This is a genomic window from Burkholderia lata, from assembly GCF_902499025.1.
Lineage (GTDB): Bacteria > Pseudomonadota > Gammaproteobacteria > Burkholderiales > Burkholderiaceae > Burkholderia > Burkholderia lata_C.
The window spans coordinates 1-26,797 of sequence record NZ_CABVPW010000014.1 but is presented as its reverse complement, the minus strand read 5'-3'; the positions used below and the strand labels follow the sequence as shown (position 1 = coordinate 26,797).

Annotated in this window: 27 protein-coding genes; 9 read left to right on the top strand and 18 right to left on the bottom strand. The window is 68.4% G+C overall.

Annotated features, from left to right (window positions below; genetic code table 11):
* Positions 1 to 5 precede the first annotated feature (5 nt).
* Genes BDI24065_RS15875 through BDI24065_RS15845 form a run of 7 tightly spaced genes read right to left on the bottom strand, consistent with a single transcriptional unit; the run spans position 6 to position 6,824 of the window.
* Positions 6 to 1,052: an ABC transporter substrate-binding protein gene (locus BDI24065_RS15875; protein ID WP_175032065.1), complete on the bottom strand. Its 1,047-nt coding sequence runs from the start codon at positions 1,050 to 1,052 to the stop codon at positions 6 to 8.
* Positions 1,049 to 2,200: an NAD(P)/FAD-dependent oxidoreductase gene (locus BDI24065_RS15870; protein WP_175032064.1), complete on the bottom strand. Its 1,152-nt coding sequence runs from the start codon at positions 2,198 to 2,200 to the stop codon at positions 1,049 to 1,051. Before BDI24065_RS15870 ends, BDI24065_RS15875 begins: the two co-directional genes overlap by 4 nt.
* A complete protein-coding gene (locus BDI24065_RS15865; RefSeq protein ID WP_175032063.1) occupies positions 2,193 to 3,626 on the bottom strand; it encodes an NAD(P)/FAD-dependent oxidoreductase in 1,434 nt (477 codons plus the stop codon). The genes BDI24065_RS15870 and BDI24065_RS15865 overlap by 8 nt, the downstream gene beginning before the upstream one ends.
* Positions 3,623 to 3,970, bottom strand: coding sequence for a (2Fe-2S)-binding protein (locus BDI24065_RS15860; protein ID WP_175032062.1), 348 nt, complete (start codon positions 3,968 to 3,970; stop codon positions 3,623 to 3,625). The genes BDI24065_RS15865 and BDI24065_RS15860 overlap by 4 nt, the downstream gene beginning before the upstream one ends.
* The gene (locus tag BDI24065_RS15855) at positions 3,970 to 4,764 is read right to left on the bottom strand and encodes an ABC transporter permease (protein WP_175032061.1); all 795 of its coding nucleotides are present in this window, start codon (positions 4,762 to 4,764) and stop codon (positions 3,970 to 3,972) included. Before BDI24065_RS15855 ends, BDI24065_RS15860 begins: the two co-directional genes overlap by 1 nt.
* Entirely contained in the window at positions 4,761 to 5,741 is a 981-nt protein-coding gene (locus BDI24065_RS15850) for an ABC transporter permease (RefSeq protein WP_175032060.1), read from the bottom strand. The genes BDI24065_RS15855 and BDI24065_RS15850 overlap by 4 nt, the downstream gene beginning before the upstream one ends.
* A complete protein-coding gene (locus BDI24065_RS15845; RefSeq protein ID WP_175032059.1) occupies positions 5,742 to 6,824 on the bottom strand; it encodes an ABC transporter ATP-binding protein in 1,083 nt (360 codons plus the stop codon).
* 294 nt (positions 6,825 to 7,118) lie between these two features.
* Between BDI24065_RS15845 and BDI24065_RS15840 the strand changes: the two genes are divergently transcribed.
* The 6 genes from BDI24065_RS15840 to BDI24065_RS15815 all read left to right on the top strand — a co-directional run bounded on the left by BDI24065_RS15840 (position 7,119) and on the right by BDI24065_RS15815 (position 13,227).
* On the top strand, positions 7,119 to 8,006 hold the full coding sequence (locus BDI24065_RS15840; RefSeq protein WP_047851761.1) for an IclR family transcriptional regulator: 888 nt from the start codon (positions 7,119 to 7,121) through the stop codon (positions 8,004 to 8,006).
* A 297-nt stretch (positions 8,007 to 8,303) separates the two neighbouring features.
* Positions 8,304 to 9,431, top strand: a complete 1,128-nt coding sequence (locus tag BDI24065_RS15835; protein ID WP_175032058.1) for a porin — start codon at positions 8,304 to 8,306, stop codon at positions 9,429 to 9,431.
* 39 nt (positions 9,432 to 9,470) lie between these two features.
* Positions 9,471 to 9,683 (top strand): DUF3311 domain-containing protein, encoded by a 213-nt coding sequence (locus BDI24065_RS15830; RefSeq protein WP_175032057.1) that lies wholly within the window; start codon positions 9,471 to 9,473, stop codon positions 9,681 to 9,683.
* The gene (locus tag BDI24065_RS15825; protein ID WP_175032056.1) at positions 9,680 to 11,158 is read left to right on the top strand and encodes a sodium:solute symporter family protein; all 1,479 of its coding nucleotides are present in this window, start codon (positions 9,680 to 9,682) and stop codon (positions 11,156 to 11,158) included. Before BDI24065_RS15830 ends, BDI24065_RS15825 begins: the two co-directional genes overlap by 4 nt.
* Before the next feature lie 48 nt (positions 11,159 to 11,206).
* Positions 11,207 to 12,679, top strand: coding sequence for an amidohydrolase family protein (locus tag BDI24065_RS15820; protein WP_175032055.1), 1,473 nt, complete (start codon positions 11,207 to 11,209; stop codon positions 12,677 to 12,679).
* An 83-nt stretch (positions 12,680 to 12,762) separates the two neighbouring features.
* Entirely contained in the window at positions 12,763 to 13,227 is a 465-nt protein-coding gene (locus BDI24065_RS15815; protein WP_175032054.1) for an Ivy family C-type lysozyme inhibitor, read from the top strand.
* 145 nt (positions 13,228 to 13,372) lie between these two features.
* Here BDI24065_RS15815 and BDI24065_RS15810 read toward each other — a convergent pair whose 3' ends face one another.
* Positions 13,373 to 13,894, bottom strand: coding sequence for a GNAT family N-acetyltransferase (locus tag BDI24065_RS15810; protein ID WP_175032053.1), 522 nt, complete (start codon positions 13,892 to 13,894; stop codon positions 13,373 to 13,375).
* Positions 13,895 to 14,097: 203 nt separating this feature from the next.
* Here BDI24065_RS15810 and BDI24065_RS15805 point away from each other — a divergent pair, with 203 nt between their 5' ends.
* Positions 14,098 to 14,481, top strand: coding sequence for a hypothetical protein (locus BDI24065_RS15805; protein ID WP_175032052.1), 384 nt, complete (start codon positions 14,098 to 14,100; stop codon positions 14,479 to 14,481).
* A gap of 54 nt (positions 14,482 to 14,535) precedes the next feature.
* Here the strand turns inward: BDI24065_RS15805 and BDI24065_RS15800 are convergent, their stop codons facing one another.
* The 4 genes from BDI24065_RS15800 to BDI24065_RS15785 all read right to left on the bottom strand — a co-directional run bounded on the left by BDI24065_RS15800 (position 14,536) and on the right by BDI24065_RS15785 (position 18,500).
* On the bottom strand, positions 14,536 to 15,024 hold the full coding sequence (locus tag BDI24065_RS15800; protein WP_175032051.1) for a RidA family protein: 489 nt from the start codon (positions 15,022 to 15,024) through the stop codon (positions 14,536 to 14,538).
* Positions 15,025 to 15,300: 276 nt separating this feature from the next.
* Positions 15,301 to 16,071: an ABC transporter substrate-binding protein gene (locus tag BDI24065_RS15795; protein WP_175032050.1), complete on the bottom strand. Its 771-nt coding sequence runs from the start codon at positions 16,069 to 16,071 to the stop codon at positions 15,301 to 15,303.
* Between the two features lie 145 nt (positions 16,072 to 16,216).
* Positions 16,217 to 17,446, bottom strand: a complete 1,230-nt coding sequence (locus tag BDI24065_RS15790) for a cyanate transporter (protein ID WP_175032049.1) — start codon at positions 17,444 to 17,446, stop codon at positions 16,217 to 16,219.
* A 196-nt stretch (positions 17,447 to 17,642) separates the two neighbouring features.
* Positions 17,643 to 18,500, bottom strand: coding sequence for a helix-turn-helix transcriptional regulator (locus tag BDI24065_RS15785; RefSeq protein WP_175032048.1), 858 nt, complete (start codon positions 18,498 to 18,500; stop codon positions 17,643 to 17,645).
* Between the two features lie 95 nt (positions 18,501 to 18,595).
* On the opposite strand from BDI24065_RS15785, the gene BDI24065_RS15780 reads away from it, so the two are divergent.
* Positions 18,596 to 19,489 (top strand): SDR family oxidoreductase, encoded by an 894-nt coding sequence (locus BDI24065_RS15780; protein WP_175032047.1) that lies wholly within the window; start codon positions 18,596 to 18,598, stop codon positions 19,487 to 19,489.
* 56 nt (positions 19,490 to 19,545) lie between these two features.
* On the opposite strand, the gene BDI24065_RS15775 is transcribed toward BDI24065_RS15780, so the two are convergent.
* The 5 genes from BDI24065_RS15775 to BDI24065_RS15755 all read right to left on the bottom strand — a co-directional run bounded on the left by BDI24065_RS15775 (position 19,546) and on the right by BDI24065_RS15755 (position 24,335).
* On the bottom strand, positions 19,546 to 20,535 hold the full coding sequence (locus BDI24065_RS15775; protein WP_175032046.1) for a zinc-dependent alcohol dehydrogenase family protein: 990 nt from the start codon (positions 20,533 to 20,535) through the stop codon (positions 19,546 to 19,548).
* Between the two features lie 123 nt (positions 20,536 to 20,658).
* On the bottom strand, positions 20,659 to 21,561 hold the full coding sequence (locus BDI24065_RS15770) for a LysR family transcriptional regulator (RefSeq protein WP_175032045.1): 903 nt from the start codon (positions 21,559 to 21,561) through the stop codon (positions 20,659 to 20,661).
* Positions 21,562 to 21,654: 93 nt separating this feature from the next.
* Positions 21,655 to 23,034, bottom strand: a complete 1,380-nt coding sequence (locus BDI24065_RS15765; RefSeq protein WP_175032044.1) for an FAD-containing oxidoreductase — start codon at positions 23,032 to 23,034, stop codon at positions 21,655 to 21,657.
* A gap of 208 nt (positions 23,035 to 23,242) precedes the next feature.
* Positions 23,243 to 23,821: a hypothetical protein gene (locus tag BDI24065_RS15760; protein ID WP_175032043.1), complete on the bottom strand. Its 579-nt coding sequence runs from the start codon at positions 23,819 to 23,821 to the stop codon at positions 23,243 to 23,245.
* Between the two features lie 49 nt (positions 23,822 to 23,870).
* Positions 23,871 to 24,335: a GNAT family N-acetyltransferase gene (locus BDI24065_RS15755; RefSeq protein WP_175032042.1), complete on the bottom strand. Its 465-nt coding sequence runs from the start codon at positions 24,333 to 24,335 to the stop codon at positions 23,871 to 23,873.
* A 151-nt stretch (positions 24,336 to 24,486) separates the two neighbouring features.
* Here BDI24065_RS15755 and BDI24065_RS15750 point away from each other — a divergent pair, with 151 nt between their 5' ends.
* Positions 24,487 to 25,125, top strand: coding sequence for a LysE family translocator (locus BDI24065_RS15750; RefSeq protein WP_069252865.1), 639 nt, complete (start codon positions 24,487 to 24,489; stop codon positions 25,123 to 25,125).
* Between the two features lie 87 nt (positions 25,126 to 25,212).
* Here the strand turns inward: BDI24065_RS15750 and BDI24065_RS15745 are convergent, their stop codons facing one another.
* Entirely contained in the window at positions 25,213 to 26,424 is a 1,212-nt protein-coding gene (locus BDI24065_RS15745; protein ID WP_175032041.1) for a hypothetical protein, read from the bottom strand.
* Positions 26,425 to 26,797: the final 373 nt, after the last annotated feature.

Here is a 26,797-nt window from a genome sequence, read left to right as displayed (position 1 = left end):
CAGGCTTACCGTTCGATCTGCCGGTTCCAGCGCGTATCCCACTGCGCGCGGCGCGCATTGATCGCGGTCCAGTCGACGACCGTCACCTTGCGCACCAGGTCGTCGACGTTGCCGAGGCTTTGCTGCATCGCGGCGGGCATCTTCGCGACGCGGTTGGTCGGGATCTGCTTGCCGGCCTCGGCCGCCTTCGTCTGCGCGGGCGCGGACAGCAGGAACTGCGCGAGCTTCTGCGCCAGCTGCGGATCGGGATTGTTCGCGACCACGCACAGGTCGACGAGCAGCAGCACGGGGCCTTCCTTCGGGTTCGCATACGCGACGGGGATGCCCTTGTCCTGCAGGTCGCCCACACCCGTCGGCGTGAGCGGGAACAGGCCGGCTTCGCCGGTCTGCACCATCTCGGAGATCTTCGCCGAGTTCGGGATGTACTCGACGACGTTCGGCCCGACCGTGCTCGCCCACTTGCTGAAGCCGGGCTCGACGTTCTGCTCGCTGCCGCCGAGCAGACGGTTGATCGCGAGGAAGCCGTGCAGCCCGAACGTGCTGCTCGACGCCGACTGGAACACGACCTTGCCCTTGTACTTCGGATCGGCGAAATCCATCCACGACGTCGGCGGCGCCCAGCCTTTTTCCGCGAACAGCTTCTTGTTGTACGCGATGCCGGTCATCCCGAGCTGCACGCCTGCGCCGACGTCGTCCTTCATCCGCGCGAACGGGTACAGCTCCTTGAGCACCGGCGAATCGTCGAGCTTCTGGCACACGCCGAGACTGACCGCGCGCGCCATCACGCCGTCGTCGAGGAACGCGACGTGAATCTGCGGCTTGTTGCGGTTCGCGAGGAGCTTGGCGAGCACGTCCGACGACGTGCCGGGCACGACGACGACCTTCACGTTGTTCGCCTTCTCGAAGTCGGGCAGCACCTGGCTCGTATAGGCCTTCTCCATCGGGCCGCCATTCATGCCGACGTAGATCGTCTTCGTTTGCGCGAACGCGGGCGCACTCGCGCCTGCGATGCAGAGGGCGGCGGCCGCCGCGATCGTTCCGAGCAGTTTCATTTGTGGGTCTCCTCTTGGGGGAAAGGGGTGGTCGGCATGGCTTGGGGTGCGAAACGGCCGATCGAGAACGCATCGAGCGGCGTGGCGGTTTCGCCGGTCGTGACGAGATCGGCGAGCACGTCGCCGACGCCCGGCGCGAGCAGGAAGCCGCCGCCGGAAAAACCGAATGCATGCAGCAGGCGCGGCGTCGTGCGGCTCGCGCCGATGATCGGGTTGTGGTCGGGCGTGCAGCCTTCGACGCCGCTCCACGTGCGGATCAGCAGCGCGTCGCGCAACGCGGGCAGTAGCGCGCAGGCGTCGCGCATCACCGCGCGTGTCGTATCGACCGACGGCTGGCCGAACTCGCCGTCGCCGCGGCCGCGCCCGCCGCCGATCACGCAGTTGCCGCGCGCGACCTGCCGCGCGTACACGCCGCCGCCATATACACCGAGGTTGTGCGTGATGAACTGCGGCAGCGGTTCCGTCACCCACATGTTCGGGTAGATCGGCTCCATCGGCACGGCTTCGCCGAAGCGTTCGGCAATCGTGTTCGCCCACGCGCCGGCCGAATTGATCAGCCACGTCGACGTGCACGCACGGCCGCCTGCGTGAAAGTGGAAACGCGTGCCGTCGTGGTGGACGTCGCCGACCGGCGTGTGCTCGAACACGTCGGCGCCTGCCGAGCGGGCCGCGCGCGCGAACGCGGGCGACACGAGGCGCGGGTTCGCATGGCCGTCGGTCGCGCACAGCGAACCGCCGAGCGCCGCGCGGCCGAGCCACGGATAGCGGCGGCGGAACGCATCGCCGCGCATCAACTGCAGCGGCAGGCCGTGCTCGCCGGCGAGCGTCGCGTACGCGTCGAGCGCGTCGAGATCGGCGTCGCTGCGCGCGATCCGCAAGTGGCCCGACACGACGAATTCGCCGTCGATGCCGATCAGCTCGGGCAGGCGATCCCAGATGCGCCGCGCGCGCAGTGCGAGCGGCAGTTGCTCGGCCGGCCGGCCCTGGCAGCGCACGCCGCCGTAGTTCACGCCGCTCGCCTGCGCGCCGCAGTCGCGCCGCTCGAACAACCCGACGCGCAGGCCGCGCCGTGTCAGCGCCAGCGCGGCCGACGCGCCGACGAGGCCGCCGCCGACGATCGCGACGTCGTAATGCCGGATCTCACTCATCGCGCGCCTCGTCGGGAATCGCCGCGACGTCGTCGCCTGCGAGCGCGGCCGAGATCGGGAACGGCTTCACGGGCGGTTGCACGCGCAAGCGGCCGATGTCGGCAAGCGGGCGGCCGGTTTCGGCCGCCAGGACGAGCGCGGCCGCGTCGCCGCACATGCGGCCCTGGCAGCGGCCCATCCCGACCCGCGTCAGCGCCTTCAACCGGTTCAGTTCGGTCGCTGCGCCGCCACGGATGCAGCGGCGCAGCGTGCCCGCGTCGATCTCCTCGCAGCGGCACACGATCGTATCGTCGGCGCAGCGCGCAACCTGCTCGACGGGCGGCGCGAACGCCGCTTCGAGGCCCGCGCGGAAGACGCCGATGCGTGCGAGCGTGCGTTCGAGCGTCGCCGCATCGGGCTTGCCGGACGGCGAGGGCGACGCGATGCCCGCGTCGTCGAGCAACGCGAGCGCCGCGCGCCGGCCCGACGCTTCGGCCGCGTCGGCGCCCGCGATGCCCGCGCCGTCGCCCGCGACGTAAATCCCGCGCACCGACGTGCGGCCGGCCGCGTCGCGCTCGGGCAGCCATGCACGGTTGACCGGGTCGAAACCGAACCGGCAGCCGGCGAGATCGGCGAGCTGCGTTTCCGAACGCAGGCCGAAGCCGAGACCGAGCGCATCGCAGTCGAGCATGCGCGGCGGCGCACCGGCGCCGGCCGCGCGCCACGCGAGGCCCGTCACATGTTGCTCGCCGAGCACGCGCTCGAGCGTGACGCCCGTTTCGATCGCGACACCGTGCGCGCGCAGCCAGCCGATGTAATAGAGCCCCTTCGCGAAGGTGGAGGGCATGCGCAGCAGCGCGGGCGCGGCGGCGGCCTGGCGACGCAGCGGGCTCGTGTCGAGCACGGCCGCGACTTGCGCGCCGGCCTTCGCATACTGGTACGCGACGAGATACAGCAGCGGCCCCGTGCCCGCGAACACGATGCGCCGGCCGATCGCACAGCCCTGCGCCTTCAGCGCGACCTGTGCGCCGCCGAGCGTATAGACGCCCGCGAGGGTCCAGCCCGGCACGGGCAGCATGCGGTCGGTCGCGCCGCTCGCGACGATCAGGTGCGAATACGGCACGGTCACTTCGCGGCCGCCCTGCAGCGTATCGACGCGGCCCGCACCGCATGCCCACGCGAGCGTGTCCGGCCGGTAGTCGACGTGCGGCAGCAGCGCGGCCATGGTCCGGTGTACGGCGTCGGCCTTCGCGGCTTCGAACCCGTACAGCGTGCGCTTGCCACGCGCGAAAGCACCGTTCGCCGGCGGTTGCCGGTAGATCTGCCCGCCCCAGCGCGCGTTCTCGTCGATCACGACGGGGCGTAGCCCCGCGTCGACCAGCGCCTCGGCCGCGCGCACACCGGCCGGGCCCGCGCCGACGATCACCGGTTGGAGTGCATCGGTCATCGCGTGTCTCCGGCTGCAACGGGCTGCACACCGGTGAGAATCCGCATGCCATCGGCGATCGGCGTCGAGCATGCACGCACGCGTGCGCCTGCCTCGGTGCGCACCCAGCAGTCCTGGCACGCGCCGATCAGGCAGAAGCCCGCGCGCGGCAGGCCGCTGAATTCGCTGACGCGCACGCAGCGCTGCGCGACGAGAATCGCGGTGAGCACGGTGTCGCCGGCAAGGGCCTGCGCGGGGCGGCCGTCGAGCATGAACGCGACGGCGGTGCGTTCGCGCTCGGCGACGCGCACGAACTGCGCGCCGTCGGCCGCCGGGCCGGTTGAACGGGAAACGGGAGTCGTCATCAGTGTTGGCCGATCAGGATGCGGTTCAGGCCGTACACGCGATCGAGCAGCAGCATCGCGCCGGCGGTGATGAAGATGACGAGCGCCGACACCGACGCCATCATCGGGTCGATCGATTCGGTCGCGTACATGTACATGCGCACGGGCAACGTGACCGTCTGCGGCGACGTGACGAAGATCGACATCGTCAGTTCGTCGAAGCTGTTGATGAACGCGAGCAGCCAGCCGCCGGTGATGCCGGGCACGATCATCGGCAACGTGATGCGGCGGAAGGTCGTCCACGGGTCTGCGCCGAGCGAGCACGCGGCCTGCTCGATACTGCGGTCGAGGCCGGCGACGGACGCGAGCACGAGCCGCATCACGAACGGCGTGATGACGATCATGTGCGCAAGTACGAGCCACGCGAACGAGCCGGTCGCGCCGATCAGCGCGAAGAAGCGCAGCAGCGCGATGCCGAGCACGAGGCCGGGAATCACGAGCGGCGACAGCAGCAGCCCGTTCAGGAACGCGCGGCCGGGAAACGTCGCGCGGCCGATGGCAAGGCCCGCCGGCAGCGCGATCGCGAGCGACAGCGTCGCCGATGCGAATGCGAGCTTCAGGCTGTTGAAGAACGCGGTGACGAAGTCGGGGTAGTCGAGGATCGCGCGGAACCAGCGCAGCGACAGCCCGTGGGTCGGCAGCGTCAGCGTTTCGTCCGGCGTGAACGCGACCAGCACGACGATCGCGAGCGGCGCGAGCACGAACAGGATCACGAGCGTGTGGAACGCGAGGGCGAAGGGGCCGTTCTTTCTCATCGGGATGCGCCTCCGAGGCTGCGCGCATAGCGGCGTTCGAGCACGCGGTAGTAGGTGAGCATCACGACGAGGTTCGCGACCAGCAGCAGCACCGCGATCGTCGCACCGAGCGGCCAGTTCAGCGAGCCGAGGAATTCGTCGTAGACGGCCGTGGCCGCAACCTTCAGCCGGCGTCCGCCGAGCAGGCCGGGAATCGCGAATGCGCTCGCGGACAGCCCGAACACCATCAGGCTGCCCGACAGTACGCCCGGCATCAGTTGCGGCAGCACGATGCGGCGCAGCGTCGTGAACGGCGACGCGCCGAGCGACAGCGCCGCGTGCTCGGTCTGCGGATCGAGTCGTTGCAGCGCGGTCCACACGGGGATCACCATGAACGGCAGCATCACGTGCACCAGCGCGATCACGATCGCGAAGGTCGTGTATTCGAGCTTGTACGGCCCGAGGCCGACGAGCCCGAGCGTCCGGTTCACGAGCCCGCTCGTGTTCAGCAGCATGCTCCAGCCGAACGCGCGGACGACGATCGACACGAGCAGCGGCGCGAGGATCGCGAGCAGGAACAGCGAGCGCCACGGGTCACGCATCTTCGACAGCACGTATGCTTCCGGCGTGCCGACCGCGACGCAGATCGCGGTCGTGAGCACGGCGATGCCGAACGTGCGCAGGAAGATCGTGTGGAAGTACGACGAACCGAGCACGTCCGCGTAGTTGCCGAACTGGAACGCGGCGATCGCGCCCGTCGCCGGGTCGAAGCGGTAGAACGTCAGCACGAACGTCATCGCGAGCGGCACGAGCACGAGCGCGGCGAACAGCGCGAATGCGGGCGCGCACATCAGCCACAGCGGCGCATGCGCGCGCCAGGTCGCACGCGGCGTGGGTGCGGCGGTGCGTGCCGGCACGGCGTCGATGGAAACCGCGGCCGATGGCGCGAGCGTGGCCGGCGCGCCGTCGGTTGGGAGCGGACGGGTAGGCTGTCCCATTCAAGCCTCCCGGCGCATCACGCGCACGGCGTCGCTGTGCCAGTCGATACCGACCGGTGCGCCTTCCGCGAGCGGTTCCGCGCCTTCGTTCTGGCAACACACGAGCACCTCGCCGAGCGCGCTGTCGGCGCGGTACAGCCACTGGCTGCCGAGAAAGAAGCGGCTCGTGATGGTCGCGGCGAAGCGGCCGGCGTCGGGCGCGCACAGCCGCAGCTTTTCCGGACGGATGCAGACCGACACCGCGTCGCCGACACGCATGTCGCGTTCGCGCGGCGGCAGGTGCGCGGTACGGCCGGTTTCGGCGAGGTCGTGCCCGAGGTCGATGCGAATGGCGTCGCCGTCGTGCGCGACGATCGTGCCGGGCAGCAGGTTCGCCTTGCCGATGAACTGCGACACGAAGCGGTTTTCCGGGCGCTCGTACGCGCGGTAAGGCGTGTCGGTCTGCGTGACGCGGCCGGCTTCCATCACGACCACGCGATCGCTGATCGACAGCGCTTCCGACTGGTCGTGCGTGACCATGATCGTCGTCGTGCCGATCTTGCGCTGGATCGCGCGCAGCTCGAACTGCATGTCCTCGCGCAGCTTCGCGTCGAGGTTCGACATCGGTTCGTCGAGCAGCAGCACCGGCGGCTCGATCACGACGGCGCGCGCGATCGCGACACGCTGCCGCTGCCCGCCCGACAGCTCGCGCGGGAAACGGTGCGCGAGCGCGTCGAGACGCACGAGCGCGAGTGCCGCACGGATGCGCTCGGCGCGCTCGGCCTTGTCGACGCCGCGCATGTCGAGGCCGAAGCCGACGTTCTCCGCGACGCTCATGTGCGGAAACAGCGCATAGCTCTGGAACACGATGCCGAGCCCGCGCCGGTTCGGCTTCAGGTGCGTGATGTCCTGCCCGTCGAGCGCGATGCGCCCGCGCGTGACGTCGACGAAGCCGGCGATCATCTGCAGCGTGGTGGTCTTGCCGCAGCCCGACGGCCCGAGCAGCGACACGAATTCGCCTTGTTCGACCGACAGGTTGACGTCGGCGACGGCGGTGAGGTCGCCGAAGGTTTTCGTCAGATCCGTAAGCGTGAGAAACGACATGGGAAGCTCCGGGTTCGCACACCGCGTGGCCGGCGTGCCAATGACGCGGACTCTAGCCAGCCATATTTCGGAGCGTCAATTTCGAATTCTGCTCAACGGGATGAATTTCGGAAAAATTCCGGTGAACGGAATGGATTGGCGCGTGGCTCGCGAATCGTTCCGTTGAATGAGGTGGGGCCGAGCCGCGAAATGCACGCGTCAATCCCGTGCACACCCGGATGCCCGTGAAATTCAGGCCGGGCGACAATGGCGGCTACCGTATTCCGTTCAATGAAATCATCGAGGAGAGTCGGCATGCAGGAACCCCATTCGCCCGGAACGTCACCGGCCGCACGCGCGGCGCACCCGGACGAGGACGCCGCCGATCCGGCCGGCGCGCCGGGTACCGGCATGCTGCAGCGCGCGTTCGCGATCCTGCGCGCGCTCGCCGGCATGCAGCAGGACGGCGTGCGTGTCACGCATCTCGCGAAGGCCGTCGGTCTCACGCAGGGCACCGCGCACCGGATCCTGCAATCGCTGATCGCCGAGGGGATGGTCGAACAGGACGAGCAATCGAAGCTGTACCGGCTGAGCGTCGACTTCTTCGCGCTCGCCGCGCAGGCCGGCAACCCGAGCAGCATGCGTACGCTGTGCCGCCCCGCGCTGTTGCGGCTGTGTGCGAGTCTCGGCGAGACGATCTTCCTGCTCGTGAAGAGCGGATTCGACGCGGTGTGTCTCGACCTGTGCGAAGGGCCGTTCCCGATCCGCTCGTTCACCGGCGACATCGGCGGACGCATCGCGCTCGGCGTCGGGCAGGGCAGTCTCGCGATCCTCGCGTTCCTGCCCGAAGCCGAACGCGAGGAAGTGATCCGCTTCAATGTGCCGCGCATCCGCGGCTATGGCGTGCTCGACGAGGTGTACCTGCGCACCGAGATCGAACGCGTGCGGCAGCTCGGCTACGCGGGCCGCAACAGCGGCGTGCTCGACGGGATGGCCGGCGTCGCGGTGCCGATCCTCGATCGCACCGGGTATCCGGTCGGCGCGCTGAGCGTCGGCACGCTTGCGTCGCGCCTCGGCGACGACCGGATGCCGATGGTCGTCGAACTGCTGCGGCGCCAGGCCGATGCGATCGGGCCGCGCACCAACCCGTTCGACGCCGCGCTGCGGCGGCCGATGCACGGGCTATCCGGGAAAACCGCATAGACGCATCACACGTCGCCGTTTCGTCAGCTTGCTTACGCAAGCCATTCACGTCTGAGCAAAGCGCGCTGCGTCCAGCGGACGTGCGCGCTTTCGTTTCTCTTGCACGGGTGCACCGTCCCCGCTCATCTCCCCACCATTCGATTTTCAACTGCCGGCCAGTTGAACATTTCATTTCTTGATGTGGTTACGGCTGGATACCATCCAGCGAATGTCTATACAACCTGATCGGGCGTATGGGCAGGATCAAAAAAACACAACACGACATCGATGAACAGGTTTGGAGAAGAGGAGACGGAGATGGTGCGAATGAAGGGTGGGAAGACGGGCGCCTCACGCGTGGGCGCCGCTGTTGCAATGCTGTTCGCCGGCGCCGCGCACGCGCAGTCGACGGTGACGCTGTACGGGATCGTCGATGCGGGCGTGACCTACACGAACAACGCGAAGGGCCATGCGTTGTGGCAATTCACCGGCGGCAACGAATCGGGCCCGCGCTGGGGCTTGATCGGCACCGAGGATCTCGGCGGCGGCCTGAAGGCGAACTTCCGCCTCGAGAACGGCTTCAACGTCGCGAACGGCGCGCTCGGGCAGGGCGGCCGGATGTTCGGGCGTTCCGCGTGGGTCGGCCTGAGCGGCGCGAACTGGGGCGCGGTGACGCTTGGCCGCCAGTACAACTCGACGCAGGACATCCTCGGCTCGCTGCAGATGAGCAGCTTTCTCGCGCAGTACTCGACGCACCCGTTCGACAACGACGACATCAACAACACGTTCCGCACCAACAACGCGGTGAAGTACGTGTCGCCGACGATCGCGGGCCTGCAGGCGAACCTCGTGTACGGCTTCTCGAACTCGACCGGCTTCGCGAACGACAACAGCTGGAGCGCGGGCATCACATACGCGAACGGGCCGCTCAACGCGGGGGCCGCGTATGCGCGCGTGAACCATCCGGCGGTCAGCGCGAGCGGCGCCGTTGCTTCGGATAACTACTATCCGGCGTCGGAATCGGTGTTCGGTGCGAGCCTCGGGGACGCGATCCGCCAGCAGATCTGGGGCGCGGGCGGCAGCTACGCGATCGGGCCGGCCACGCTCGGCCTGCTGTATACGGGCTCGAACTTCGGGCAGGCGACGGGCGGCGCGCTGCGCTTCAACAACTACGAAGGCAGCCTGCGCTACATGATCACGCCGGCGCTGATGGCGGCGGCCGGCTACACCTATACGCAGGTCGCGCGCGCCAGCGACAGCGGCCACTACCACCAGGTATCGGCCGGCGTGCAGTACCTGCTGTCCAAGCGTACCGACGTGTACGTGAACGGCTTCTACCAGAAGGCGTCGTCGGGTGTCGGCCAGGCGTGGATCGACGGCACCGACAGCGCGTCGTCGACGACGTCGCAGGTGGCGGTGGTGGTCGGCATCCGCCAGAAGTTCTGATGTTCTGATGCATACGCGCGTCTTCCGGAGGAGGCACTCATGAAACTCAAACTGTTGCTGGCGGCGTTGCCGTTCGTCGGGATGTATGCGGGCGGCTCGATTGCCGAGGTGCGGCCGCTACTGTTCGGGCTGCCGTTCCTGCTCGTCTGGAACCTGGTCTGGATGGCGGCCACCGCCGCGATCCTCGCGATCCTGTTCCATCTCGACGAGCGCGACGCGGCCTGCGCCGGCCGCTCGGGAGACGCGCGATGAACGCTTCGATCATCATCATCGCGGCGTTCGCCGTGTTCGCGCTCGCGATCGGCGTGATGGCGCGCCGCGGCCGCAAGCTCACGCTCGAGCAGTGGGCGGTCGGCGGGCGCGGCTTCGGCTCGCTGCTCACGTTCCTGCTGATGGCCGGCGAGGCGTTCTCGACGTTCTCGTTCCTCGGCGCGAGCGGCTGGACCTACAGCAAGGGCGTGCCCGCGTTCTACATCCTGTCGTACGGCTGCCTCGCGTTCGTGATCGGCTACTGGATGCTGCCGGCGATCTGGCGTTACGCGAAGGAGCGCGGGCTCGTGTCGTTCGCCGATTACTTTGCGTCGAAGTACGACAGCCGTGCGATCGGCGTGCTGGTGTCGGTCGTCGCGGTGTTCGCGATGGTGTCGCTGCTGATGATCCAGTTGCGCGGGCTCGGCGTGATCGTGTCGGAGATGTCGTACGGGTTGATTCCGCAAGCGGCCGCGATCTGGATCGCCGCGACACTGATGGCCGTCTACATGGTCGTGTCGGGCATTCACGGCTCGGCCAGCATCGCGATCTTCAAGGACGTGCTGATCCTCGCGATCGCGATCTTCCTCGGCCTGTACCTGCCGATGCATTACTACGGCGGCCTGGGCGAGATGTTCGCGAAGATCGACGCCGCGCATCCCGAATTGCTGCGCCTGCCGGCGCACGGTTTCAACCTGAGCTGGTACAACTCGACGATCCTGCTCACGTCGCTCGGCTACTACCTGTATCCGCACGGCTTCACCGCGATCTACGTCGCGAAGGACGAGCGTGCGCTGCGCCGCAACGTGATCCTGATGCCGCTGTACCAGGTGCTGATCGCGTTCCTGTTCCTCGTCGGCTTCGCGGCCGTGATGACCGTGCACGGGCTCGAAGGCGCGCAGACCGATCTCGCGTTGCTGCGCCTCGTGAAGCAGACGTTCCCCGCGTGGTTCGTCGGCATCGTCGGCGGCACGGGCCTACTGACCGCACTGGTGCCGGGTTCGCTGATCATGCTGAACGCATCGACGACGATCGCGCGCAACATCTACCGCGAAGGTTTCGCACCGAACGCGACCGACCGCGAGGTGACGCGCGTCGCGCGGATCGCGCTGCCGATCTTCACGCTGGTGGTCGTCTACTTCGTGCTGCGCGGCGGCGCGACGTTCGTCACGCTCGCGATCTTCTCGTCGAGCCTGCTCACGCAGCTCGTGCCGATGCTCGCATCGAGCTTCCTGAAGCGGCCGTTCGGCACGCGTGAAGGCGCGTTCGCGGGCATCGCAGCCGGCGCGATCGTGATCGCGATGACGAACTACTATGGCGTGACGCTCGCGTCGCTGTTCCCCGGCGCGTCGAACACGCTGACGTCGATCAACCCCGGGCTCGTCGCGCTCGCGGTGAATGCAGTGGTGTTCATCGCGATCAGCGCGGGGCAGCGCAAGCTGAAGGCTCGGGTCGCGGCGCCGGTCGGGTCTGCGTGACGGCTGGATGGCAATGAAATCAATCGAACGACAACAGGACACTGTGCGATGACTTCCGAGGACAAGCGAGCGGACAACCGCGAAGCGATCGACACGCTGATCGCGAACGGCTGCGTGATCACGATGGATCCGCAGCGGCGCGTGATCGAGCACGGCGCGGTCGCCGTGAACGGCGATCGTATCGTCGCCGTCGGCCGCACCGATGAATTGCAGGCGCGCTACCGCGCCGCGCGCACGATCGACGCGCGCCGCAAGGCCGTGCTGCCGGGGCTGATCGATGCGCATGCGCACGCGGGCCACGCGATGCTGCGCACGATCGGCGGTGCGGACGGCGATGCATGGTCGGCCGCGGCCGAGACGATCTACACGCGCGCGTCCGACGAGGCGTTCTGGGAAGCCGAATCGCATCTCGCGGCGCTCGAGCGGCTGAAGGCTGGCGTGACGACGGGCGTGTCGCTGCTCGGCGGCGGAAATTCGATCATGCGCGTCGACGATCCGGTCTATGCGCGGCGCCATTGCGATGCGGTCGTGCGCACCGGCACGCGCTCGATCGTCGCGGTCGGCCCGTCGCGCCCGCCCGCACCGCGTGCGTACACGCGCCACACGCCGGACGGCAGCGACACGCGCGACATCGACTTCGACACGATGTATGACGTGTGCGAGCGGATCATCGACGAATGCCACGGCGATGCAGACGGCCGGATCCGCATCGCGCTCACGCTGCCCGTGTACGGGCCCGACCACGACCCGGAACTCGCGCAGTACGAGCGCGATTTCCGCGACCAGGCCGCACGCTACGGCGCGCTCGCACGTGAACGCGGGCTGACGTTCACGCAGGACGGCCACCGCGCGGGCACGCTTGCGTTCGCGCATCGCGAGCTCGGCCTGCTCGGCCCGACGTCGTTCATGTCGCACAGCATCGACCTGACCGACGACGACATCGCGACGTGCGTCGAGACGGGCACCGCGATCGTCCACAACCCGAGCGCGATCATGTCGATCATCGGGCGCTGCCCGGTGCCCGAGCTGATCGATGCGGGCGTGACGGTGGCGGTCGCGTCGGATGGCGCGGCGCCCGATCGCGGCTACGACATGTTCCGCCACATGTGGCAGTGCATGCATTACCACCGACGGCATTTCCGCGACCCCGACGTGCTGCCGCACGGCAAGGTGCTGGAGATGGTCACGATCGACGCGGCGAAGGCGCTGTCGATCGATCGCGAGGTCGGTTCGCTCGAAGCCGGCAAGCTCGCCGACATCATCCTCGTCGACCTGTTCCGGCCGCACATGATGCCGATGAACATGCCCGTGTATCGCGTGACGTGCTTCGCGAACGCGGCCGACGTGTGCATGACGATGGTCGGCGGAAGGGTGCTGATGGAGGATCGACGCGTGTTGTCGGTCGACGAAGGCGCGGTTCTCGAGCGGGTGAACGAAGTCGCGGAAATCACGATCGAGCGCAGCGGGTTGCGTCATTTGCTCGACGAGCCGAAGACACTGTGGGGGCGTAGCCGCTATTGATTGACAAAAGTTGACACGACGGGAAGAACTCTTTCCGGTGGTGCGGCACTAACGAATCCTCGCATGGATAGGAGTAGGCCTAAATGAACGTCAGGATTCCATTCGCCGCCGCCGCACTGATTCTTGCCCAGGCCGCGTGGGCCGCGGGCCCCGCGCCGGCGAAAACATGGACGATGAGCGCAATCCCCGGCGATCGCGCGGCGAGCGATGCGTTCGCCGCGATGAAGAAAGGTCACGCGGTGCCGGCATGGGTGACGAACGGCACCGAATCGCCGGGAACCACCGTCGTGTTCGGCGGGCACGACGTCTACGTGATGACCGCCTGCAAGCCGCACAACTGCGGGTCGGAGCGCATCGCGGTGCTGTATGACCCGCAGAAGAAGGTCATGTACGGGGTGCTGTCCGTCGCGGGCCCGAAGGAGGGCGCGGAGAAGCTGACATGGCTCAATATCGGCGGCGGTAGCGAATCGATCGACGGACGGACGATTCTGTATGCGGCACTGACGGGCAGCCTCGAGAACCACCCGGGCGCGTTCAATTACAAGTGACGCCGGCCGATTGACGGCCAGTCATGCATCAATCGCCGTCGTTGCACGAACGGGCAGGCCGAAGCGGAGCAGGGGTGTCGCGCAATCGTGCGCGGCGCCCCTTTTTCTTTGCCGGCGGGGCTCGGTCGTCATGCCGTTGCGACCATCAGCGGCGGTAGATGAATTCCAGATCGGTCGCTTCACCGACCCTGAAATCGTACGTGCCGACACGCTGGAACCCTGCCTTCTCGTAGAAGGTGATGGCCTTCGCGATGCCGGACCACACGCCAAGCCATACCGGGCCGGGGCGTTCCGTTGCCAGATAGTCGAGTGCGGAGTCGAACAACGCGCGCCCGGCACCGGTCCCTTGCGTACCGCGTCGAAGGTAGATCTGATGGATCTCCCCCGAACCGTCGGCAACTTCCGGGTGCGGGAGCTTGCACGGCCCCGCGTGTGCATACCCGACCAGCTGGCCGTCGTCGCTTTCGGCGACCCACGTGCGGCACCGGGGATCGTTGAGCTGGCCCGTGACCGTTTCTACCGAGTAGGTTTGGGTTTCGTAAGCGGCCAGATCGTGCGGCGGGTAGTCGATGTTGAATCCGTCATGCAGAAAGGTTTCGCGAAACGTGTCGCGCTTCAATTCGGCAAGCGGGATGGCATCGGACGGCGTGGCAACGCGGATCAACATGGAGGATGGCTTGATTCGTGGGTCGGGCAGACAGTTTATCCCGGGTGACGAGAGGCTTGCGAGCGCCTGGTTGACCTGCGTGCGAGCCGTGCCAGGGGCGTGTGCGCCCGAACCTGATCAATCGCAACGCAATCATGCCGATGCTGGTGGTTGACCGCCGGCGGACATGCTAGGATTTCCGACAAACAACTTCGGAGACTGCCATGCCGTTCATCTGCGAAAACGTTGAATGTCGTGCCGTGCTGGCTCGCGGGCAGGTCAGGCCCCATCAAGAGGACTCGGGATGGTGCTTCTACTGCCCGGACTGCAAAGCCAGGAATGAGTTGATGTTTGTCGACATGGCCGGCGGCGCCGTCGAGCTGGTTCAGCCGGAGCGAGCGAGCCCGCCGCACAAGGTCGTTGCAACGGCCCGAGCGCTGGAGGATGGCAAGTACGCGGCGCAGTTGAGCGTTCAGCGGGCGCTTGCCGTCAGGGGAACGTATGCGGCCGAAGAACACTGGGATGAGCTCGGTGTGTTCGGCGACGCGCAGGAAGCCGTCGCGCACGCGAAGTCTTTCGCAACGGACCTGTTGCAGCGCGCGGCATAGTCGCGCTGTTCGATGCTGACGGGCCGTGCATGTCGCGATCGCTCGCGACATGCGTCACGGCTTGTCCAGCACGGCGATACAGTCGATTTCGACGAGAAAGTCGGGATGCGGCAATGACGCCACGATCGCGGTACTTCGGGCCGGGAATTTCCCGGCCTGGAAGTATCCCGCGTAAATGCGGTTCATCTCCTTGAAGTCCTCCCGCCGCACCAGCATCACATCCACCTTCACCACGCGGTCCCATCCCGTGCCTGCGGCCTTGAGGATGCCCGTGACGTTCTCCATCGCCTGATTCATCTGCTTGGTGAAATCGCCGACGGCGAGCTTGCCGTTCCGGTCATAAGCGGGAATGCCCGACACGAACAGCAGATTGCCGGCTTTGACCGCAGGGGCGAGCGGCACAGGGATCGTGTACTGATCGGGGGCCTGCACATATTCGAGCGGTGTCCGGGCGGAAGCGGCCTGCTGACCCATGGGGGTCGTGCAGCCGCATAGAAGGAGGCCGGATCCGACGAATCCGGCAACAAGGAAGGGCGTTCGCATCGTGTTCTCTCCCGGGATCGGTCATGTGCGCGATCCGGCTGCGGCTGCTTTGCGAGACAGCGGATCGTGATCTCTTTCAGACAGTTTAGGAAATCGAAGAACGAGGGGTTAGGCTTCCCGCGCGGGAGGGCGCCGTCCCGAGAGCGGTGGATGAGCGGTGCGCTGTTTGTCCTACGAAAAAGCCGGCTGACGATCGGCGTCGACAGGTCGCGAAAATGAAGAAGGGGCGTCGTGCATTCGTGCACGACGCCCCTTCGCGCTTTCCGTTCTCGCCCGTCAGTTGTAGATATCGAACGAGAAATACTTCTTCGCGATCCGCTGATACGTCCCGTCCTGGATCAGGCTCGCGAGCGCCTGGTTGATCTGCAGGCGCAGCGCGTCGTCATCCTTGCGCACGCCGATCGCCGAACCCACGCCGAGCGTCTTCGGGTCATGCAGCGGCGGCCCCGCGAATTCGAAGTTCGCACCCTTCGCCGTTTTCAGGAAACCGAGGTCGGCCTGCACCGACGATTGCAGCGACGCATCGAGCCGCCCCGACAGCAGGTCCTGGTAGACGAGATCCTGCGTCTGGTACGTGCGGACGATCACCCCCTTCGGCTCCCAGTACGTGCGCGCATACGTCTCCTGCGTCGAACCCTGTTCGACGCCGACGCTCTTGCCCTGCAGCGACTCGGGCGTCGGCTGCAGGTTCGAGCCGCGCCGCGCGACGAGCCGGGGCGGCACGTTGTTGATCTTGTCCGTGAACGCGATCTGCGCGACGCGTTTCTCGGTCACGCTCATCGACGACAGCACGCCGTCGAACTTGCGCGCCTTCAGCGCCGGGATCATCCCGTCGAACGCGTTCTCGACCCACACGCAGCGCACCTTCATCCGTTCGCAGATCGCGTTGCCGAGATCGATGTCGAAGCCGACGAGCTTGCCGTCGGGCGCGAGCGATTCGAACGGCGCATAGCTGGGGTCGACGCCGAGGCGCAGGACCGCCGGGTCTTTCGCGGCGGCGGCGCCGGCCGTCAGCGCGAGCGCAACGGCCAGAACGAGCTTTTTCATGACTGTCTCCAATATCGATCGATGTCGTTTGTGTTGAAGCGAACCAGCGGCCGGCGGGCGTGACTGCCCGCGCCCGGCCATGCGCGGGCGGCTGGACGTTTCACCGGAAGCGGCCGGCGAAACGTCCGGATTCGAAAGGGGGGCCTTAGCGGGCGGCGCCGGTGATGCGCGCCATGTTGTGCCGGTAGCCGGCGGGCGAGAACGCGGCGTTCAGCGCGGCCATCGCGGCGATCACGCCGAGATGCATCCACCACGCGATCGCGAAGCCGCCGCCCGCGTCGCGCAGCCAGCCGATCAGCCAGGGGCTTGCCGCGACGGTCAGGAAGCCGATGCCCTGCACGAACGCGGCGAGCGCGCCGGCGAGCCGCGCATCGGGCAGGTGGTCGAGCGTGACGATCAGGCTCATCGAGAAGAAGCCGCCGAGCCCGAGGCCGACGCTCGCGACCCAGAGCCACGGCGCGAGCGCGGGCAGCGTCGCGAACCCGGCGAAGCCGGCCGCCTGCAGCGCGAGCGTGAGCCACAGCACGGCGCGGCGGTCGGGCGACCGTTTCGCGAGCATCGGCATCGCGAGCGCGCCGGTCGCCTGGAACAGCGCCATCCACGCGAGCAGGTTGCCGCTCGCTTGCGGACTCATGCCGGTGCTGCGGTAGAACGCGGGCAGCCACGCGACGAGGCTGGCATAGCCGCTGTTGCTGAGCCCGAAGAACAGCGCGAGCTGCCACGCGCGCGGAATGCGGGCGAACGCGGTGATCGGGGCCGACACGGCCGTCGCATGCACGGCGTCGCGGGGCGCCTTCGCGCGCCACAGCGCGAGCGTGACGAGCGCGGGCACGGCCCACACGGCGAGCGACAGATGCCAGCCGCCGTGTGCGGCGAGCCACGGGCTTGCGACCGCGCCGAACGCGCCGCCACCGACCAGCGCGGCCGAATAGAGGCCCATCGCGAGCGGCAGCCGGTCGACGAACCAGCGTTTCGCGAGACCGGGCACGAGCGCCTGGACCACGGCGACGCCGGCGCCCGCAACGATCGCGGTTCCGATCAGGCCGGCGCTGCCGCCCGTCCACAGGCGCGCCGTGCAGCCTGCGGCGATCAGCGCCAGCGCGACGGTCAGCGCGCGCTGCTCGCCCAAGTGTCGCGCGAGGCCGACTCCGACCCCGGCGACGACACCCATCAGCACGAACGGCAGCGTGGTCAGCAGCGCGGCCGCGCGAAAGCCGAGGCCCGTGTCGGCGCGCACGACGTCGAGCACGGGGCCGAACGCGGTCAGGAACGGGCGCAGGTTGAGGCCGGCCAGTACCAGCAGCGCGAGCGCGCCATAGGACACGGAAGCCGCATGCGGGCGGTGGGCGGCTTGCGCGGTGCCGGGGTCGGACATCGGGATGCTCCAGGGAGGGGCCGGTGGCCCGGTGATGCGATGCCGAAAGGGTAAGCGCGCGCTACGCCAGGTGAAAATTAAATATTCGACTGGGAATCAGTGCGGAATGCGATGGGTTTGCCCGGGTGACGGGGACGGATTGGGGGCGGCCGGCGATATGGCGCGGCGACCCATTCGTCGGATGAAGCGTGCGCCGTCAGGCGACGGGCATCTGCTCGGCCAGCGCTTGCTCGCGCGCGGCCACCAGCGTCCGGACGAGTGCGCGATCGGCCGCCGTTTCCGGCGTAAAGATCACGAGCGTCTGGTCGGGCCGGCCGCTCACCGCGAACGCCGAGTATTCGAGCGCGATTCGCCCGACGGCGGGATGGTGGATCTCCTTGGTCCCTTCCTCGTGCGAGCGGATATCGTGATCCCGCCACAGCGCGTCGAACTCGGCGCTCGTCGCGCGCATCTCGTCGACGAACGCCTGCACGGCCTGCGTCGCACCGCCGCGCGCGACGTCGGCGCGAAACGCGCCCACCGCGAACCGCGCGACGCGTTCCCAGTTCGCCTGCACGCCGCGCACGTGCGGATCGACGAAGATGAGCCGCAGGATGTTGCGTCGCTCCGGCGACAGCGTCGTGTAGTCGGTCAGTGTCGCGGCCGCCGCGTCGTTCCACGCGACGACGTCCCACGTCGCCGAGCGCACGATCGCGGGGCTCGCGTCGAGCGAATCGAGCACGTGCTGCACGCGCGGCGACACATGGTCGGTCGGGCGATAGCGCACGTCCGGCAGGTGGCCGACGCCGATCAGGAACAGGTGCTCGCGCTCGGCGTCGGACAGCAGCAGCGCGCGGGCGAGGCGATCGAGCACGTCGGCCGACGGCGCACCGCCGCGCCCCTGTTCGAGCCACGTGTACCACGCGATGCTCACGTGCGCGCGCTGTGCGACTTCCTCGCGCCGCAGGCCGGGTGTGCGGCGGCGCGTGGCCGGCAGCCCGAGCGCGGCCGGATCGAGTTTCTCGCGGCGGGCCCGAAGGTATGCGCTGAGCAGGTTGTCGGGGGCGTCAGCCATAGCCTGTTAGTTCGTTTACCGGTAAACCGTCACGACTTCACCGTGCGCGGCGATCGACAGATAGTAAGCCTCCATGCCATCCGGAGGTGTTGAACATGCGTGTCTTGGTTACTGGAGCGTCGGGCTTCGTCGGCTCTGCCGTCGTTGCCGAACTCGTTGCTGCCGGGCACTCGGTGCTCGGTCTCGCGCGGTCCGATGCGGCCGCCTCGTCGGTCGCGGCGGCGGGCGCCGACGTCCATCGCGGGTCGCTGGAGGATCTCGACAGCCTCACGCGTGGCGCCGAAGCCGTCGATGCGGTGATCCATACGGGATTCAATCACGACTTCTCGCGCTTCGCGCAGAACTGCGAGCTCGACCGCCGCGCGATCGAGACGATCGGCGCGGTGCTCGCGGGCTCGGCGCGGCCGCTGGTCGTCACGTCGGGCCTCGCGCTCGTCGCACCCGGGCGCGCGGCGACCGAAGACGATCCACACGTGCCGGTGTCGTCGGTCTACCCGCGTGCGTCCGAAGCGACCGCGGTCGCGCTCGAAGCGCGCGGCGTGCACGCGTCGGTCGTGCGCCTGCCGCCGTCCGTGCATGGCGACGGCGATCACGGCTTCGTGCCGCGCCTGATCGCGTTCGCGCGGGAGAAGGGCGCATCGGCCTATCTCGGCGATGGCGGCAACCGCTGGCCGGCCGTGCACCGGCTCGACGCGGCGCGCGTGTACCGGCTCGCGGTCGAACGCGGCGCGGCCGGTGCGCGCTATCACGCGGTCGACGATACGGGCGTGCGGTTCCGGGAAATCGCGGACGTGATCGGCCGGCGGCTGAACGTGCCGGTCGTCGCGAAAACGGCGGCTGAAGCCGGCGAACACTTCGGCTGGTTCGCGATGTTCGCGGGGATGGATGCGCCGGCAACGAGCGAGCACACGCGTGCATCGCTCGACTGGGCGCCGACGCAGCCGGGGCTGCTGGCCGATATCGACCGGCCGCGGTATTTCGAAAGCTGAGCGGATGGCGGGCCTGCCGCCGTTTCCAAACAGACGGCCCGCCCGCCTCGCCCCGTTCAGACCGTGACGACGATCTTCCCGACCTGCGCACCGGCTTCCATGTAGCGATGCGCTTCCGCGATGTCGTCGAACGCGAACGTGCGATCGATCGGCGGCTTCAACGTGCCGGCTGCGAGCCCGTCGACGATGAAGCGCTTCGCGCGTTCGAGCCGCTGCGCATCGCCGGTGATCTCGAACAGTTCGTAGCCGCGCAGCGTCAGGTGGCGTGCGAGCAGGTCCATCACGGGCACCGGGATGTCGCGCGTGTCGAGCGCGCCGTACTGGAAGTACGTGCCGTTCGTGGCCAGCGCGCGGAGCAGGTTCGCTGCATCCGGGCCGCCGACCGGGTCGAACACGAGGCGCGCACCGGTGCCGCCGGTGAGGTCCGCCACCTGCTGCGGCAGGTCCGCAGGGCTGCCGACGATCACGTGCTTCGCCCCCGCGTCGAGCAGCGCCTGGCGCTTCGATTCGCCACGCGTCAGCGCGATCGGCACCGCGCCGACGTGGTTCGCGATCTGGATCGCCGCTTGCCCGACGCTGCTCGACGCGGCGCCGATCAGCACCGCGTCGCCGCGCTGCAGCCCGCCGAGTTCGATCAACGCGCCCCAGGCCGTGACGAACATCATCCACGTCGCGGCCGCTTCCTCGAACGACAGGCTCGCCGGATGCCTGACCACCGCATGCACGGGCACGTTGACGACCTCGCCGTACATCCCGTAGTCGGCGAACGAGAACGCCGGCACGACGCTCACCGCATCGCCTTCGGCGAATGCCGTCACGTTGCGGCCGACCGCCGCGACGATGCCCGACGCTTCGTAGCCGAGCGCCGCGGGAAAGCGCGGCATGAACGTGTATTCGCCGCTGCGGTACATGACTTCCGCGCGATTGAGGCCGATCGCCTTCACGCGCAGCTGGATTTCGTCGGGGCCCGGCGCGGGTAGGTCGACGGTGTCGATCTGCAGGACGTCAGGGCCGCCGACGCGGTGGAAACGAACGATGCGGGACATGGATGGCTCCTTCAATGAACGGGTGTCGATGAAGGAGCATCGTAGGCGGGTACCCGCGCCGGAGAAACGCGCGGCACGATCATTGATTGTTATTCGACGAATAACAATCGACGCGGACCTGTTCTACGCCGGATAACGCCGCGCGAACAGCTCGTTCAGCCAGTCGATGAAGGCGCGTACCTTGTCGGGCAGGTGCGCGCGGTTCGGGTACAGCACCGAAACCGGCTTCGGCTCCGCCGGCACGCCGGGCAGCAGTTCGATCAGCTGGCCCGAGTCGATGCTCGGCTGCAGCGCGGGCCGCAACGCATGCACGATGCCGAGGCCGGCCAGCCCGCAGGACAGCAGCGCTTCCGAGTTGTCCGTGAGCAGGCTGCTCGCGAGCTTCACCGCGACGGCTTCGCCGTGCGGGCGGAACGTCCATTCGAGCAGCTTGCGATTGCTGCCGGTAAAGAAGTTGACGGCGCGATGCGCGCGAAGGTCGTCGAGCGTGCGCGGCAAACCGTGGCGGGCGATATACGCGGGTGACGCGCACGTGACCATCGGCACCGCGCCGACCGTGCGCGCGACCATGCTCGAATCCTTCAGCTTGCCGACCCGCACCACGCAGTCGATGCCTTCGCCGATCAGGTCGGCCGGCTGGTCGCTCGCGCCGAGCACGAGCTCGATCTGCGGATAGCGCTGCTGGAAATCGGGGAGTGCCGGAATCACGACCGTCTTCGCCAGCGCGAGCGCGATGTCGATGCGCAACCGGCCTTTCGGCACCGCGCGCTGTTTCGGGAACGACGCGAACGCGTCGTCGATGCTGCCGAGCAACTGCACGCAGCGCGCATGGAATGCCTCGCCTTCGGCGGTCACGCTGACGCGGCGCGTGCTGCGGTTCAGCAGCCGGACGCCGAGTTCCTGCTCGAGCTGCTGCACGGCTTTCGTCACGGCCGGCCGATGCAGCTGCAGCGCGTCGGCGGCCTGCGTGAAGTTGCCGCGTTCGACGATCTGTACGTAGATCTGCATCGCTTGCAGGCGGTCCATGGCGTTTCCGGGTGTCGTGGCGAGCGGCCATCTTCGCATACCGTCCGACACCCATGCGACGCCGCTTCGCAGCTGCCCGCCGTGCGTCGCGCGTCATTCGACCGGATGCAGGTCCTGCAAGAGCGTCGGCACGAGCTCCGACACGGTCGGGTGGATGTGCATCGCGCGGCTGATCGTCGTGTACGGCGCGCCCGCGGCCATCACGTCGAGCATCCCGTGCACGACTTCGTCGCCCGTCACGCCGAGGATCGACGCGCCGAGGATCGCGTGGCTGTCCGCGTCGACGATCACCTTCATGAAACCCTGGCTCTCGCCTTTTTCCACCGCGCGGCCGACGCGTGTCATCGGGCGCGTGCCGACGAGCAGCCGGCGGCCCGTCTGCTTCGCTTCCGCGAGCGTCATGCCGACGCGGCCGAGCGGCGGATCGACGTACAGCGCGTACGCTGCGATGCGGTCGGACACCTTGCGCGGATCGCCGTCGAGCAGGTTGGCCGCGACGATCTCGAAGTCGTTGTACGCGGTGTGCGTGAACGCGCCGCGCCCGTTGCAATCGCCGAGCGCCCAGATGCCGGGCACGTTCGTGCGTAACTGCTCGTCGACCTCGATATAGCCGCGCGCGTCGATCGCGACGCCCGCACGGTCGAGCCCGAGATCGTCGGTGTTCGGCACGCGTCCGACCGCGAGCAGCAGGTGCGAGCCCGCGACCTCGCGGCCGCCGCCCGCGCAGTCGAGGCCGACCGCGATGCCGCTGCCGTCGCGCCGCGCGCTCAGGCAGGTCGCATCGAGCTGCACGTCGATCCCTTCCTTCTCGAGAATCTCGCGCACCGCTTGCGACACGTCTTCGTCCTCGCGCCGGATCAGGTGCGAACCCTTCTCGACGATCGTGACCTTCGACCCGAAGCGGCGATACATCTGGCCGAACTCGAGCCCGATGTAGCTGCCGCCGACGATCACGAGATGCTCGGGCAGGAAGTCGACGTCCATCATCGTCGAGTTGGTCAGGTACGGCACCGAGTCGAGGCCCGGCATGGCCGGCACCTGCGCGCGCCCGCCGACGTTGATGAAGATGCGCTCGGCTTCGAGCACGTCGTCGCCCACGCGCACCGCATCGGCGCGCTCGAATCGGGCGTGACCCTGAAACACGGTCGTGTTCGCGAGGCCGCGCACCCACTGCTCGACGCCGTGGTTCGAGCGGCCGGAGATCTGGTCCTTGCGCGCCTTCACGGCTTTCATGTCGACGGTGACGGGGCCGCCGACCGACACGCCGTATTCGCCGGCGCGGCGCGCGAGCTGCGCGGCGTATGCGCTCGCGACCAGCGTCTTGGTCGGAATGCAGCCGGTGTTCACGCAGGTGCCGCCGAAACGGCCGCGCTCGATGATCGCGACCTTCATCCCGGCGGCGGACAGCCGCGCGGCGAGTGGCGGCCCGGCCTGACCGGTGCCGATGACGATCGCGTCGAAGTGTTGCGTCATGACGTCCTCCAGTGCGGGTGCAGCGAGGGAGCGTAGGCGGGCGAGCCGCGCGCGAGGCCGGCGCATGGTCGCGCGACGGCGAGCGCCTATGGTAGTCCTGTTGGCGTGCGCTCGCGAGCGCGGGAGAAGCGGGATGCGATGGAGTCTGACCGGGGCCGCGTCCGCCGCCGCGCGACGCAACCGGTCTCGGCGCGTTGCGCCGGCCGCGTCAGTCCTTGCGTTTCCATTGAGCGAACGACACCGGCCGGTGCGCGTCGGCGCGCGTGACGGTGACGTGGTCGGGCTGGTCGTCGAGCGGAAACGATTCGGTGACGATCTGGTTCGAGAACAGCCACCCGTGCGTGCGCGGGTCGTAGCGGAACGTCACGTAGTCGCTCCAGTGCTGCCCGCACGCGACGAAGTTCTGCACGGTGAAATAGCGGCCTTTTATCGCGAAGCCGTTGTCGGCGGCATCTTCGGGATCGAACGGATCGCACTGGCCGCCTTCGTTCGCGCGCAGCACGACCTGGTCGTTGCGCGCGACGAGCCGGAATGCGTGGTCGGCCTGTTCCTCGAAGATCAGCAGCGGGCGCGGCGACGGCTGCTCGCGCGTATCGACCGCCCGATGCACGACGACGAGAAAGCTGTGCCGCCCGTTGTCGAGATCCGGCCCGGCATGCGCAAGCAGCGGCTGGTAGCCGGGCGGCAACTGCGCGGCGATCGATGTCGGCAGGTCGCCGGCGCGGGCGTTGAACGAAAACGCGGCGAGCAGCGGGAGGAGCACGAAGGGCAGGCGGGATACGCGCATGACGGGGTGTCCGGTCGAATGGAAGAAAGCGGTGCCGACGGCGTGGCGGTTACAGATCCCGCCCGAGAAACTCGGTGCCCGGCACCGGGTTGAACGCGACGGGCGGCGCGGGCGTGAAGCCGAGCGACGCATACAGGTGCCGGGCGGCGGCGAACTCGGGCAGCACGTCGAGGCACATGCGTGCATAGCCGGCCGCCTTCGCGTCGTGCAGCAGCCGTTCGACGAGCTGGCGGCCGACGTTCAGCCCGCGCGCTTCGGGGCGCACGTAGACCCGCTTCATCTCGCACGTCGTGTCGTCGATCTCGCGGAACGCCGCGCAACCCACCGTGCGCCCGCCTTGCCAGGCGAGCAGCAGCCGCCCGCGCGGCGCTGCGTACTTGCCGGGCAGTGCGGCGATCTCGGGCTCGTAGTCCTGGAATTCGAGGCTGACGGTCGGGCTCGCGATGTACTCGCGAAAGATCGCCTCGACGGCGCGGGCGTCGTCGGGATAGCGGGCGGCGCGGATCTCGATCATGGGTGGAGGCGCGAATGACGGGAAAGAGGGCCAGCATAGCAGCGCAATGCCGCTTTCGGCCATGCGCGAAGCGTGCCAGAATCGGCGGCTCGACCGTCGAAAACGACACGCAGGCGTCGGCGATCCGGCGTCGCTCACCAAGGAGACTTCGATGACTGCATCGGCTGCCGTACTCGCCATCCTGGCTGCGCTGTTTCTCGGCGCGATGATTCCGGGCCCGAGCTTCGTGCTGGTTGCCCGCAATTCGATCGGGCTGTCGCGCCGCGACGGGCTGGCCACCGCGCTCGGCATGGGCATCGGCGGCATCGTGTTCGGCGGCGTCGCGCTGGCCGGGCTCTATACGCTGCTGCAGGCCGTCGAATGGCTGTACGTGGGCCTGAAGGTGGCGGGCGGCGCGTACCTGATCTACATGGCGTCGAAGATCTGGCGCGGCGCCGACCGGCCGATCGCGATGGACGATCCGCAGGCGATGGCCGGCGGCAGCGCGCGCAAGTCGTTCTGGACGGGCCTCACGACCCAGCTCAGCAACCCGAAGACGGCGATCTGGTACGGCAGCATCTTCGCGGCGCTGCTCCCGCAGCATCCGCCGCTGTGGTGCTATCTGGCGCTGCCGCCGCTCGTGTTCGGCGTCGAGTTCGGCTGGTACACGATCGTCGCGCTGTGCTTTTCCACGCGCCGGCCGCGCGAGCTCTACCTGCGCGCGAAGAAGTGGGTCGACCGCATTGCGGCCGGCGCGATCACGCTGCTCGGGCTGCGACTGATCCTGAATGCACCGAAAGCGGGAATCTGACCGCCTCCGTTCCCGATCTGCATCGCCCGGCGGCCGGCCATTTCCGTGGTTGGCCGCCGGCGCCTACCGCGCGAACGCGCATCGGCATCAGGCTTCGCTGAACCGCGCCAGCAGCGCCGCGAACCGCGTGTCGTCCGGAAATTCCTTCACTTCGTAACGCATCGGGCGATGCCCGGTGGCCGTCATCAGGTCGCCGCACGTGCGCAGCAGCTCCGCCATCGGCACGTAGGCCGACTGTCCGGTCGACTCGCGATGGAGTGCGACGATATCGGTCTCCGGCAGCAGGGAAGGCACGCCGTCGCTCCACACGCCGACGCTGAACAGGCTGCCGTCCTGACGCTTGTAGACGGAGTAGGTCGCCACGAAGATGTCGGTGCCGTCGCGCTCATGCAGGTCGTTGAGCAGCATCCGTTGATCCTGGTAGTCGCCCGCAAGCTCGCCGATCCGCAGCGCGTGCAGCTTCGCTTCGAGCCCTTCCGGCACGAAGCGCCGCCAGCCGGCGCCATCCCAGCGCAGCATCAGCGGCGGCAGCGGGCGCGGCTGCGCCTGTGCCTGTTCGGCGAGGTCGACCATCGCGGCGAGCCCGGCCGGGTTGCGGTCGCCGGTGAGCAGCAGCACCGCGCGGTTCGGCGCCATCACGACCGGCGCGCCGGCGATCGGCTGGCGGTGGAGCAGGTCGGTCAGCAGCAGCCGCGCCGCGTCGTAGGCGTCGTCGAACTGCGACAGGAACACCCCGTGCGGCAGCGCGGCCCACGGCTTCGACGATTCCGCCCGCAGGTTGTCGATCGCGATGTCGCAGGCTTCGTCGAACGAGACGCCCCATTGGTCGAGCGTCGCGGTCGGCAGGCGCGCGATGTTGAACTCACCGTCGTATGCGATGCCGATTTCGATGTTTTCGCATAGCGGCCGGAACGCCAGCGCCGTGATGCCGGGCTGCCCGGCCAGTTGCAGCGCGGCCACGCCGCGCTCGGTCGCACTGCGGATCACGGGCCGCAGCTTCGCGCGCGCGGCGGCGAAATCCGTCGGGATCTCGTGCTGCATCATCGCGTTCGCCTGGCGCTTCAGCACGGTGTCCCGCTCGGACGGCTTCGCGGCCGCGTAGTCGCGGAACAGGTTGTTCAGGTTGATGATGTTCGACGGGGCATCGGACTGGACGAGACAGCCCTTCTCGTCCTCGTGGCGCCACGTGCGCGTGTCGCCCGATGCGCGCAGCGTGGCGATCAGGCGTTCCGCGAAAGCCTGCGGGGTCGGCGGTTTGCCGAAACGGTCGCGCAGGCGCGTGACGAGATTGGCAAGCATCGTGGGCGGTCGGGCCGGGCCCGTCTGTTGTCGTTGTGGGTCGGTGGCGCCAGGTCTCGGGGGCGCCGCCCGCGGCCGGCACGCGTGGCTCGACGGGTGCTGCGATGGTAGCGCAACGCGGCAGGTATCGTCGGACGATATTCGCAACCGGCGGGCGACGCGGCGGCGGGCGACGGACGTTGGCAGGGGCAGGGGCAGGGGCAGGGGCAGGAGCAGGGGCAGGGGCAGGGGCAGGAGCAGGAGCAGGAGCAGGAGCAGGAGCAGGAGCAGGGGCAGGGGCAGGAGCAGGGGCAGGAGCAGGAGCAGGAGCAGGAGCAGGAGCAGGAGCAGGAGCAGGAGCAGGAGCAGGAGCAGGAGCAGGAGCAGGAGCAGG